Annotated in this window: 12 protein-coding genes; 5 read left to right on the forward strand and 7 right to left on the reverse strand. The window is 72.4% G+C overall.

Annotation, left to right across the window (positions count from 1 at the left end):
• Positions 1-21: 21 nt before the first annotated feature.
• The 4 genes from glxA to IE170_RS11010 form a co-directional block, all read right to left on the reverse strand.
• Positions 22-2,004, reverse strand: coding sequence for a radical copper oxidase GlxA (gene glxA, locus IE170_RS10995; protein ID WP_189809143.1), 1,983 nt, complete (start codon positions 2,002-2,004; stop codon positions 22-24).
• A 3-nt stretch (positions 2,005-2,007) separates the two neighbouring features.
• Positions 2,008-3,783 (reverse strand): glycosyltransferase family 2 protein, encoded by a 1,776-nt coding sequence (locus IE170_RS11000; protein WP_229884676.1) that lies wholly within the window; start codon positions 3,781-3,783, stop codon positions 2,008-2,010.
• Positions 3,784-4,166: 383 nt separating this feature from the next.
• A complete protein-coding gene (locus IE170_RS11005; RefSeq protein WP_189809145.1) occupies positions 4,167-4,457 on the reverse strand; it encodes an MTH1187 family thiamine-binding protein in 291 nt (96 codons plus the stop codon).
• Positions 4,454-4,801 (reverse strand): DUF3817 domain-containing protein, encoded by a 348-nt coding sequence (locus IE170_RS11010; RefSeq protein ID WP_189809146.1) that lies wholly within the window; start codon positions 4,799-4,801, stop codon positions 4,454-4,456. The genes IE170_RS11005 and IE170_RS11010 overlap by 4 nt, the downstream gene beginning before the upstream one ends.
• Positions 4,802-4,968: 167 nt before the next feature.
• Here IE170_RS11010 and IE170_RS11015 point away from each other — a divergent pair, with 167 nt between their 5' ends.
• The 4 genes from IE170_RS11015 (at position 4,969) to IE170_RS11030 (ending at position 7,616) form a co-directional block, all read left to right on the forward strand.
• A complete protein-coding gene (locus IE170_RS11015) occupies positions 4,969-5,607 on the forward strand; it encodes an AIM24 family protein (RefSeq protein WP_189809147.1) in 639 nt (212 codons plus the stop codon).
• Entirely contained in the window at positions 5,607-6,257 is a 651-nt protein-coding gene (locus IE170_RS11020) for an AIM24 family protein (RefSeq protein ID WP_189809148.1), read from the forward strand. The genes IE170_RS11015 and IE170_RS11020 overlap by 1 nt, the downstream gene beginning before the upstream one ends.
• Positions 6,258-6,268: 11 nt before the next feature.
• Positions 6,269-7,075 carry an AIM24 family protein gene (locus IE170_RS11025; RefSeq protein ID WP_189809262.1) on the forward strand — a complete coding sequence of 269 codons (807 nt, stop codon included), beginning with the start codon at positions 6,269-6,271 and terminating at the stop codon, positions 7,073-7,075.
• A gap of 64 nt (positions 7,076-7,139) precedes the next feature.
• The gene (locus IE170_RS11030; protein WP_125541866.1) at positions 7,140-7,616 is read left to right on the forward strand and encodes a MarR family winged helix-turn-helix transcriptional regulator; all 477 of its coding nucleotides are present in this window, start codon (positions 7,140-7,142) and stop codon (positions 7,614-7,616) included.
• A 159-nt stretch (positions 7,617-7,775) separates the two neighbouring features.
• Here the strand turns inward: IE170_RS11030 and IE170_RS33460 are convergent, their stop codons facing one another.
• The 3 genes from IE170_RS33460 to IE170_RS11040 all read right to left on the reverse strand — a co-directional run bounded on the left by IE170_RS33460 (position 7,776) and on the right by IE170_RS11040 (position 10,178).
• Entirely contained in the window at positions 7,776-7,850 is a 75-nt protein-coding gene (locus tag IE170_RS33460; RefSeq protein WP_099895366.1) for a 50S ribosomal protein bL37, read from the reverse strand.
• Positions 7,851-7,949: 99 nt separating this feature from the next.
• Positions 7,950-8,909: a methylmalonyl Co-A mutase-associated GTPase MeaB gene (meaB, locus tag IE170_RS11035; protein ID WP_189809149.1), complete on the reverse strand. Its 960-nt coding sequence runs from the start codon at positions 8,907-8,909 to the stop codon at positions 7,950-7,952.
• A 66-nt stretch (positions 8,910-8,975) separates the two neighbouring features.
• On the reverse strand, positions 8,976-10,178 hold the full coding sequence (locus IE170_RS11040; RefSeq protein ID WP_189809150.1) for an acetyl-CoA C-acetyltransferase: 1,203 nt from the start codon (positions 10,176-10,178) through the stop codon (positions 8,976-8,978).
• A gap of 137 nt (positions 10,179-10,315) precedes the next feature.
• On the opposite strand from IE170_RS11040, the gene mce reads away from it, so the two are divergent.
• Positions 10,316-10,744: a methylmalonyl-CoA epimerase gene (mce, locus tag IE170_RS11045; protein ID WP_114054218.1), complete on the forward strand. Its 429-nt coding sequence runs from the start codon at positions 10,316-10,318 to the stop codon at positions 10,742-10,744.
• The last annotated feature ends 80 nt before the right edge of the window (positions 10,745-10,824 follow it).

Consider the following 10,824-nt stretch of genomic DNA (forward strand, 5'->3'; position numbering starts at 1 on the left):
GCCCGCCGCCCGCCGCCCCCGTCACCGCTCCGGCTCGGCGGCCGCCCGCACCGGCACCTTGACCCACTTGGCGACGGACGGCGTCCCGGCCGCGTCGACCGCGAACAGCATGTACCAGCCGGGCGGGACGAGCGTCGGGTCGGACGGCACCGTGAAGGTGACCGCGCCGTTGCCGCGGGACACCCCGAGCTCCACGGAGCGCTGCTCCACGTCGGTGGTGTGGGTGACCGCGCTGGGCCGCATCAGCCGCGCCCGTGCGATCCGCTCCGGGTGCGCCGTCCCGAAGGTGGCGCGGCCGTCCGCGCCGACCGTGTCCGGGCCGGCCCCGAGCTCCGGCCGGGCGGCCGGGTCGCGGTGCAGGTAGGGCGGGGAGTACACCTCCAGGCGGTGCTCGAACTTCCCGAGCCGGGTGTTGTCCTTGTCCGCGAAGAGCGGGTCGGAGCCGAAGGTCGCCACCCGCCCGTCGGGCAGCAGCAGCGCCTCCGAGTGGTAGTTGCGGGCGACGGTCGGGGCCGCGGCGGCCGTGAAGGCGTCGGTGCGGGGGTCGTAGAACTGCGCCTTGAGGACGTCGCTGGCGCCGCGGCCGCGGTAGTCGCGGGAGCCGCCGGTGGTGAGGACGGTGTCGTCGGGGAGGAGGACGCTGCTCAGGTAGCGGGTGCCCTGCGGCAGCGGGGCAGCCGGCCGGAAGGCGGGCGCGGGCTGCTTCAGGTCGACGATCGCCGTCCTGGCCGTGGACAGCCTGGACTCGCCGACCCCGCCGCCGCCGAGCACCATCACCTTCTGGTCCTGCGCGGGCGGCAGCAGCACCGACGCCGACGTCTCCAGCCGGTCGGCGTCCGCGAGCCCGCCGACCGGGGTGAACGTGTTGGAGGCGAGGTCCCACACACCGGGCTCTCGGCCCTTGTTCGCGGGGCCGTAGCCCGCGTTGGAGCCGGTGTAGAGGAGCCTGCCGCCCTGGAGGAGGAAGAGGGAGGGGTAGGTGGGGAAGTAGCGGGAGGGGCCCTTGCTCCAGGTGCGGGTCTTCGGGTCGTAGAACTCGTTGTCGCCCGGGACGACGTGCCCGACGTCGTTGAGCCCGGACACCGCGAGCGCCCGCCCGTCGGGGAGCGCGACGAGCGTCGGGTACCAGCGGGCATCGGCCATGGGGGCGACGGGCACGTACCGCTCCGCGACCGGGTCGAACTCGTAGGCCGACTTGATGCCCTGGAAGTCCTGCTTGTCGACGCTGAGCCGCTCGGCGAGGCCGTAGACGTTGTCGGCGTCCTTTCCCTTCAGCCCGACGACCGCGTACTGGGCGGCCTGCGTGGTCAGGCCGCGGGCGCCCGGCTCGACCGCCTCGACGAAGACGCGCGCCTCGGAGGCCGTCACCTTCGTCTTCCACGGCAGCGCCTGCCCGCCCGCCCCGTACGTGATCTCGAACGTGCGCTTCGCCTTCGGCACGGTGACGTCGAAGCGGGAGGCGTACTCGACGCCGGACGGCGACCGGAAGCGGGTGCCCTTGCGGAGGGTGACCGCCTTGTCGGGGCTCTCGTTCTTGACGCGCATGGCGCCGCCCGCCCGGGTCACCCTGCCGTCGAGGACCTCGTAGCGGGCGGTGCCCCCGGCCACGAGGAGGCGCCCGTCGGGCAGTTGGCTGTGGCCCGCGCAGAAGAAGTCCTCCGGTGTCGGGATCCTCTTGAAGGTGTCGGTGCGCGGGTCCCACAGGACCGTCTCGAAGGTGCCCTCGTCGAAGTTCTCCTGGTCGTTGCCGGAGCCGGCGATCAGCAGCACCTTGCCGGTGTGCAGGAGGGCTGCGTGCATGGCGTTGATGCGGCGGTCCTTCGGCAGGTCGACGAGCGACCAGGAGCCGTACTTCAGGCGGTAGGAGGGCTGCGCGATCCGGTACGCGTGGTAGCGCTCCTGCGCGAAGGACAGCGCGGCGGGGGCGTTGAGCGCGGCGAGGGCGACCACGGCGGCGGTGCCGAGGAGGGTGTTCTTGAACTGCCGCGAGGGACGGTAGGCCATGGGTCAGTTCCCTCCTGTCGGGGCGAACGCCGCCTCCGGCTCGTCGCCGGGCCCGGCGCCGCGACCCGGCTCGGGGGTGCGGGACCGGGTGGCGGCCCGGCGGGCGCGCAGCACCGACGCCGCCCACACCGCGGGCGGGGCCAGGCAGACGAGCAGCGCGAGGACGGCCCAGGTGCGCATCGCGGCGTGGGTGTGGCCGAGGCGGGCGGAGGCCGCCAGGGAGACGGCCAGGACGGCCGCCCAGGCGAAGTGGATGCGGAAGGACGCCGCCCGGTCGGTGCCTGCGGCGGCGCCCTTGGGGGTGACGACGAACCGCCCCTCGGTGCGCAGCACCGCCGAGGTGAGGGAGGCGAGGTAGACGGGCGCGCAGACGGCGGACATCGCGATGCCTGCCAGTCCGCCGGAGCCGGCCGGCTCGTGCGGGGAGACGTTGTGCCGGCGGTTCCACAGGTAGAGGCCGACCTGGAGGGCGGCGGCGTCGGTGTAGAGCATGAGCCACACGTCGGCGGAGACCTGGGTGCCGGAGGCCCCGAACCACAGGAACAGCACGCAGCTGAGGACGCCGAGGAGCCAGTTCACGGCCGTCATCGGGTAGTAGACGAGCATCAGCGTGTAGTTGAGGAGCCGGCCCGGCGGCATCCGGAAGAAGCCTCTCCCGTACTGCTTGAGCAGGGTCTCGTACGTGCCTCGGGACCAGCGCAGCTGCTGGGTGAAGAAGTCGGTCCAGGAGGCCGGGCCCTCGCCGACGGCGAGCACGTCCGGGGTGTAGACCGACCGCCAGAACCGGCCGGTGGCCGGGTTGCGCCGGCGGTGCAGCTCGAAGCCGGTGGCCATGTCCTCGGTGATGGAGTCCCGGAACCCGCCGACCTGGCGGAGGGCGCTGATCCGAACGGCGTTGTTGGTGCCGACGAGCATGGGCGCGCCGTAGCGGTTGCCGGCCCGCTGGATCAGCGCGTGGAAGAGGTACTGCTGGGACTCGGCGGCCTTGGTGACCGCGGCGGTGTAGTTGCCGTACACCTGCGGGCCGACGACGAAGGCGGTGTCGGGATCGCGGAAGTAGCCGAGCATCCGCTCCAGGTAGTTCGGCAGCGGGCGGTGGTCGGTGTCGACGGAGGCGAGGAACTCGTAGGCGCCGCCGTGCGCGGCGAGCCAGGCGTTGTGGTTGCCGTGCTTGGTGCGCGCCCGGTGCGGGCCGCGCGCGGTGTTCCAGGCCGGCACCCCCCTGCGGGTGAAGTGGTGCACGCCGAGCTCGGCGCACAGCGCCTTGGCCTCGGGGTCGTCGCCCTCGTCGAGCAGCCACACGTCGAGGTGCCCGTCGTGGCGGACGTCCACGGCCGCCCGGAGGGTGTCCCGCACCATGGTGAGGGGCTCCTTGCCGGGGACGTAGGTCGTCAGGAACGCGACGCGGGTCCCGGGCTCGGGCGGTACGGGGACGGGGTCCCGGGCGGTCATCGTCGCGTGGGCGATCGACACGACGTTGACCAGCGTGAAGAGCATGATCAGGCCGATGCAGCCGAGCATCGCGGTGTCGAGGTGCACGAGCCACCGCCCACCGCCCTCGCGGACGGTGCGGTGGGTGGGCCAGACGAGGTAGAGCAGCAGCCCGGCGGCGGCGACGGGCGCGAGCGCCATCAGGACGACGGCCCGTATTCGGGTGCCCCGCTCCTCCCGCGAGAGCAGCGTCCGGTACCGGACCCGCCCCCCGCCGGCATCCGGATCCGCGAACGGACCGGCGAGACGGCTGTGGAGCTCGTAGTCGTAGTCGTCGTCCGGTCGCACGGCCCCTCCCGGTGCTCGAACCCGAGGCTTGGTACCCCCACGAAAGGGGACCCGGAAGGGGGTGTCGAACGGGACTCGCCCGACGGGGGGTTTCCGCGGCGCGGGCCCCTGCCGGAGCCGTACGGGTGGTGCGGGCCCGTACCGCGGGGCCGCGGGAAGGGCCGGGCGGGCAGGGCCGTACGGGAAAACGGCGCCGGAGGGGCGGCACCGGCCGGGCGGGCCCCGCCGCCGGAGCCCGTACCGCACGGGGCCGGACTCCGCACGCGGGGCGGCCCAACACCGGGGTCCCGGCGCGGTGCCGCGGCCCCCCGCGCGGACCTCGGCCCGCTCCTCCCGCAGGGCCGTTCGGCCCTGCGGTGAAAGCGGCCGAACGGCGGCGCGGGTCAGGCCAGGTGGCGCTCCACGGTGGCCACCTTCGACTCCAGGCCGTCGGCCACCCCGGGGCGGATGTCCGCCTTGAGCACGAGCGAGACCCGCGGGGCCCGCTCCTCGACGGCGGCCACGGCGCGCCGGACGACGTCCATGACCTCGTCCCACTCGCCCTCGATCGAGGTGAACATGGCGTCCGTGCGGTTCGGCAGCCCCGACTCGCGGACCACGCGCACCGCCTCCGCGACGTACTCGCCGACCTCTTCGCCGACCCCCAGCGGGGTCACGGAGAACGCGACGATCACGCGTTCGCCGCTTCGCGGCCCGGGCGGGCGGCTGCCACCATCTCGGCCTCGTCGCGCTTGAGGATGCGGTCGCCGTACAGGCCGCCGAAGGGGATCACCGCGAGGAGGAAGAACAGGGCCGCCTTCTTGAAGGGCCACTTCGCCTTGTTCCACGCGTCGAGCAGGAACAGGACGTAGACGACGAAGAGGAAGCCGTGCAGGGCGCCCAGCGGCGGCATCAGGTAGTCGATGTCCGAGATCCGGCTCAGCAGCGAGCCGAAGATCAGCAGGGCCGGGAACGACAGTGCCTCGGGGACCGAGACGAGGCGCAGCCGGTGCAGGGCGGAGGCGGTCTTGATGTCCATCTTCAACCTTCGGGGGTGGCGGCTCGGGCCGTCCCAGTGTCTCAGCCTCTTTGCCGGATCTTGACCCGGGGTGCCCGGTCCCGCCCCGTGCCGCCGCCGTCCGGTGGGTGCCGGTTTCGGCCGAGGGGCCCTGTTCGCCTCCCGTGCGCTGCGGCTAACGTCATCCCGTGGCTCAGTTCCGACTCCAAGGCAGCAAGGTGCTCGCCGTCGACCTGACCGGGGATGCCGTGAAAGCGAAGAACGGCTCCATGGTTGCGTACGACGGCCAGATGGCCTTCAAGAAGATGACAGGCGGCGGCGAAGGCCTTCGCGGGATGGTGACGCGCCGGCTGACCGGCGAGCAGATGACGGTGATGGAGGTGCAGGGGCACGGCACGTGCTTCTTCGCCGACCGCGCGAGCGAGATCAACCTCGTCGGCCTGCACGGCGAGAAGCTCTACGTCGAGTCGAGCAACCTCCTGTGCACCGACGCCGGCCTGCGCACCGGCACCACCTTCACCGGCCTGCGCGGCGGGGCGACGGGCAACGGCCTGTTCACCACGACCGTCGAGGGCACCGGCCAGGCGGCGATCATGTCGGACGGCCCGGCGGTGGTGCTGCGCGTCAGCGCCCAGTACCCGCTCTCCGTCGACCCGGGGGCGTACATCGCGCACACGGGCGACCTGCGCCAGTCGTTCCAGTCGGGGGTGACCTTCCGCACGCTGATCGGCGAGGGCTCCGGCGAGGCGTTCCAGATCCGTTTCGAGGGCGAGGGCCTGGTGTACGTGCAGCCCAGCGAGCGCAACACCGTCGGGGGCGACATCTGATGCCGTTCCGCGAGATCAACTCGAAAATGGTCGAGGCGCAGATCGTGCCGGGGCAGACCCTGTACAGCCAGCGGGGCGCGATGCTCGCCTACCGCGGCAGCGTGTCGTTCACGCCGAGCATCACCGGCGGCCAGGGCGGCGTCATGGGCATGATCGGCCGGCGCGTGGCGAACGAGCAGACGCCGCTGATGGCGGTCGAGGGCAGCGGGACGGTGATGTTCGGCCACGGCGGGCACCACGTCCAGGTCGTCAACCTGACCGGCGAGACGCTGTACGTCGAGGCGGACCGGCTGCTGGCCTTCGACGGCACCCTGCAGCAGGGCACGATGTTCATGGGCTCGCAAGGCGGTGTCATGGGCATGGTGCGCGGCCAGGTGACCGGGCAGGGCCTGTTCACCACCACCCTGAAGGGGCACGGCTCGGTGGCCGTGATGGCGCACGGCGGGGTGATCGAGCTCCCCATCACCCCGAACCGCCCCGTCCACGTCGACCCGCAGGCTTACGTGGCCCACCACGGGGACGTCAGGAACAAGCTCTCCACCGCGCTCGGATGGCGCGACATGGTGGGGCGCGGCTCGGGCGAGGCGTTCCAGCTGGAGCTGTCGGGCCAGGGCGCGGTGTACGTGCAGGCCTCGGAGGAGAAGCTGTGAACTTTGGACCTGTGACCGGAGGGCCGGGCGGCCCGACGGTCTTCGACCCGTACACGCTGCCGTCCGACGACAACGTGAACCCGTACACCTTCTGCGTGGAGCTCAAGGGCAGCCAGTGGCTCCTGCAGAAGGGCAAGATGATCGCGTACTACGGGCGGATCGAGTTCGACGGCGTCGGGCACGGCCGCTTCGACCGGCTGCTGCGCACCAGCTTCCACTCGCCGCTGCACGCGGGCGACTGGGTGGTCGCCGAGGGCCAGGGCAAGATGCTGCTGGCCGACCGCGCCTACGACGTGAACTCGTACGACCTCGACGAGGGCAACCTGACGATCCGGGCCGGGAACCTGCTGGCGTACCAGCCGTCGCTGGCGCTGAAGCAGTCGATCGTCCCGGGCTTCCTGACGCTGATCGGAACCGGGAAGTTCGTGGCGGCGTCCAACGGTCCGGTGGTCTTCATGGAGCCGCCGCTGCGCGTGGACCCGCAGGCACTGGTCGGGTGGGCGGACTGCCCCTCGCCCTGTCACCATTACGACCACGGGTACATGTCGGGCGTACTGGGCGGAATCCGTTCGCTCACCGGCATCGGCGGATCCTCGGGCGAGGAGCACCAGTTCGAGTTCGTCGGCGCCGGGACGGTGCTCCTGCAGTCTTCGGAGGCGCTGATGGCGGAGCGGCCGGTCGGCACGGTCGGCGCGGAACCGGGCGTTCCCGGGGCCGGTGCGGGCCATGGCGGACATGGCGGCCAGGGCCCGCTGGGCCAGCTCGGCGTCCGCATGCCGGGGCAGCTGGGCGATTTCCAGCGGCGCCTCGGGCTGTGAGCGCCGGCTTCCCCGATTTTGTACGTCATTCAACTTTCTTAGGTAGAGTTCATTCATGGAGACCATGGAGACCGAGACGGCCACCCGCTGGCTTACCGACGCCGAGCAGTGCACCTGGCGGACCCATCTGGACGTGAGCAGGCTGCTGATGCACCAGCTGGAAAAGGATCTCCAGCCCTTCGGACTCACCAACAACGACTACGAGATCCTGGTGAACCTCTCGGAGTCCGAGGACCACCGGATGCGGATGAGCGACCTCGCCACGTCGACGCTCCAGTCCAAGAGCCGGCTGTCCCACCAGATCACGCGCATGGAGGCCGCCGGCCTGGTCGTCCGCGTGAACTGCGAGTCCGACCGCAGGGGGCTGTACGCCGTCCTGACCGACGAGGGCATGGAGCTGATGCGGAAGGTCGCCCCGCACCACGTGGCGTCCGTCCGCCGGCACTTCATCGACCTGCTGCCGCCGGAGGCCCTGGCGGCACTGCGGTCCTCGCTGGAGCCCGTCGCGGCGCACCTGCGGGACCAGCGCGGCAAGGGCTGACGCGGCAGCGGCGCACCCCCGGCTCCGGCGGGCCGCCGCGCACCGCGCGTAGACCCCCGGAGCCCGGGGCGGGCCGCGCCGCACGGGCGCGCACACCCCAAAGGCCGCGCCCCCCGTACGCAGGGGGGCGCGGCCCTCGCGCATCGGCCGGGGCCGCGGTCAGGCGTTGGGACGCTTGCCGTGGTTGGCCTTCTTCTTCTTGCGCGCTCGCTTCTTGTTGCCTCTCTTCGCCATGCGCCACTCCCTTGCAGGGGCTCGAACCGGGGCATTCCGGGCGCCGTCAGTCTACGGTCGGCCCGCCCGGCCCGCATGCGGCGCGGCGCCGGCCCGGCCTCAGCCCTCCGTGAGCGTGGCGAGCAGGGCGTCCGCTGCGGCGTAGGGGTCGAGCTCGCCCTGCGCCACCCGGGCGGCGAGGCCGCCGAGGTGGGCGTCCCCGTGCACGTCCGCCATGCGGGCCCGCAGCGCGGTCACGGCGATGGTCTCCACCTCGCGCGCGGCGCGGGCCGCGCGCCGCTGCTGGAGCACCCCGTGCTCGTCCATCCAGGCCCGGTGCTTCTCCAGGGCCTCGACCAGCTCGTCGACGCCCTGGCCGCGGGCGGCGACCGTCTTGACGATCGGCGGCCGCCAGTCGCCCGCAGCCCGCGCCTCGCCCAGGCCGAGCATGTGGTTCAGCTCGCGGGCCGTGGCGTCCGCGCCGTCCCGGTCGGCCTTGTTGACCACGTAGACGTCGCCGATCTCCAGGATGCCCGCCTTCGCGGCCTGGATGCCGTCGCCCATGCCGGGCGCCAGCAGCACCACCGACGTGTCTGCCTGCGAGGCGATCTCCACCTCCGACTGCCCGACGCCGACCGTCTCGACGAGGACCACGTCGCAGCCGGCGGCGTCCAGCACCCGGATCGCCTGCGGCGCCGCCCACGCCAGCCCGCCCAGGTGGCCGCGGGTGGCCATGGAGCGGATGTAAACCCCCGGGTCGGAGGCGTGGTCCGACATGCGCACCCGGTCGCCGAGCAGCGCGCCGCCGGAGAACGGCGAGGAAGGGTCGACGGCCAGGACGCCGACCCGCTTCCCCGCCCTGCGGTACGCCGCCACCAGCGCCGAGGTGGACGTCGACTTGCCGACGCCCGGCGAGCCGGTCAGGCCCACCACGTACGCCCCGCCCGTGAGCGGGGCCAGGGCGGCCATGACCTCGCGCAGCTGCGGGGACGCCCCCTCGACCAGCGAGATCAGCCGGGCCACCGCTCTCGGCCGGCCCTCCCGCGCCTGGGCCACCAGCTGGGGGACGTCCACCGTCATGCGTGCTGCGCTCCTCGGTTCTCGCTGGGGCCCCGCGGGTGCGGGGCCCGGGACGGGTCCTGCGTGTCAGGCCCGGGGGACCCGGACGATCAGGGCGTCGCCCTGGCCGCCGCCGCCGCACAGGGCGGCCGCGCCGACGCCGCCGCCGCGGCGCTGCAGCTCCAGCGCCAGGTGCAGCACGACGCGGGCGCCGGACATGCCGATCGGGTGGCCCAGGGCGATGGCGCCGCCGTTGACGTTCACCTTTTCCGGGGTCACGCCCAGGTCCTTCATTGACTGCACGGCGACCGCCGCGAAGGCCTCGTTGATCTCGATGAGGTCCAGGTCGGAGACCTCGAGCCTCTCCTTCTTCAGGGCGTGCAGGATCGCGTTCGACGGCTGCGACTGGAGCGAGTTGTCCGGGCCGGCCACGTTGCCGTGGGCGCCGATCTCGGCCAGCCACTCCAGGCCGAGCTCCTCGGCCTTGGCCTTGCTCATCACGACGACGGCGGCGGCGCCGTCGCTGATCTGGGAGGAGGTGCCGGCGGTGATCGTGCCGTCCTTGGCGAACGCCGGGCGCAGCTTGGCGAGGGACTCCACCGTGGTCTCGGGGCGGATGCCCTCGTCCTCGGCGAAGAGGACGGGCTCGCCCTTGCGCTGCGGGATCTCGACCGGGGTGATCTCGGCGTCGAAGACGCCGTTCTTGCGGGCGGCCGCGGCGCGCTGGTGGGAGGCCGCGGCGAACTCGTCCTGCGGGCCGCGCTCGATGCCGAGGCGGGCGTTGTGCTTCTCGGTGGACTCGCCCATGGCGATGCCCTCGAAGGCGTCGGTGAGGCCGTCGTGGGCCATCGCGTCGAGCATGCCGATCGCGCCGTACTTGAAGCCCTCGCGGGAGCCGGGCAGCAGGTGCGGGGCGTTGGTCATGGACTCCTGGCCGCCGGCGACGACGATGTCGAACTCGCCGGCGCGGATCAGCTGGTCGGCCAGGGCGATGGCGTCGAGGCCGGAGAGGCACACCTTGTTGATCGTCAGCGCGGGGACGTTCATCGGGATGCCGGCCTTGACCGCGGCCTGGCGGGCGGGGATCTGGCCCGCGCCGGCCTGGAGGACCTGGCCCATGATCACGTACTGCACCTGGTCGCCGGTGATGCCGGCCCGCTCCAGGGCGGACTTGATGGCGACGGCGCCGAGGTCGGCACCGGAGAAGGACTTCAGCGAGCCGAGCAGCCGCCCCATGGGCGTGCGGGCCCCGGCGACGATCACGGACGTGGTGTTGTTCGTTCCGGACATGGAGCACAGCCCCTTGAGGATGAGGAGTGAACGAGGGTTTACCCGAATGTACTGAGCGGTACCCGCGCCGTCACCGGGCAGTGGGTGTGATCGCTGGCACGTTGCGTGACGGGCCTCCTCGGCGGTGCACTGGTCCCATGCTGACAAGAATCGACCACATCGGGATCGCCTGCTTCGACCTGGACAAGACCGTCGAGTTCTACCGTGCCACGTACGGCTTCGAGGTGTTCCACACCGAGGTCAACGAGGAGCAGGGTGTCCGCGAGGCCATGCTCCGGATCAACGGCACCTCGGACGGCGGCGCCTCCTACATCCAGCTCCTCGAACCCGTCCGCGAGGACTCGACCGTCGCCAAGTGGCTGGCCAAGAACGGCGAGGGCGTTCACCACATCGCCTTCGGCACCGAGGACGTCCACGGCGACTCCGAGGCCATCCGCGGCAAGGGCGTCCGGGTCCTGTACGACGCCCCCCGCACCGGCTCCATGGGCTCCTCCATCACCTTCCTCCACCCCAAGGACTGCCACGGCGTCCTGACCGAACTGGTCACCTCCAACCCGCAGCACTGATGTCCCCATTCCCCGGCCGGTAGAGTGGCCGTGGCTCGGCCGGGGTTCGGTGCTTCAGACGGGGTCGGGGCCTGTGACCC

The sequence above is a fragment of the Streptomyces toxytricini genome (assembly GCF_014649915.1).
In the GTDB taxonomy this organism is placed as follows: domain Bacteria; phylum Actinomycetota; class Actinomycetes; order Streptomycetales; family Streptomycetaceae; genus Streptomyces; species Streptomyces toxytricini.

Coding starts and splice junctions, on each gene's coding strand:
- IE170_RS11040 (WP_189809150.1), bottom strand. CDS start 10,178: ATGTCCGGAACGAACAACACCACGTCCGTGATCGTCGCCGGGGCCCGC.
- meaB (WP_189809149.1), bottom strand. CDS start 8,909: ATGACGGTGGACGTCCCCCAGCTGGTGGCCCAGGCGCGGGAGGGCCGG.
- glxA (WP_189809143.1), bottom strand. CDS start 2,004: ATGGCCTACCGTCCCTCGCGGCAGTTCAAGAACACCCTCCTCGGCACC.
- IE170_RS11020 (WP_189809148.1), top strand. CDS start 5,607: ATGCCGTTCCGCGAGATCAACTCGAAAATGGTCGAGGCGCAGATCGTG.
- IE170_RS11010 (WP_189809146.1), bottom strand. CDS start 4,801: ATGGACATCAAGACCGCCTCCGCCCTGCACCGGCTGCGCCTCGTCTCG.
- mce (WP_114054218.1), top strand. CDS start 10,316: ATGCTGACAAGAATCGACCACATCGGGATCGCCTGCTTCGACCTGGAC.
- IE170_RS11030 (WP_125541866.1), top strand. CDS start 7,140: ATGGAGACCGAGACGGCCACCCGCTGGCTTACCGACGCCGAGCAGTGC.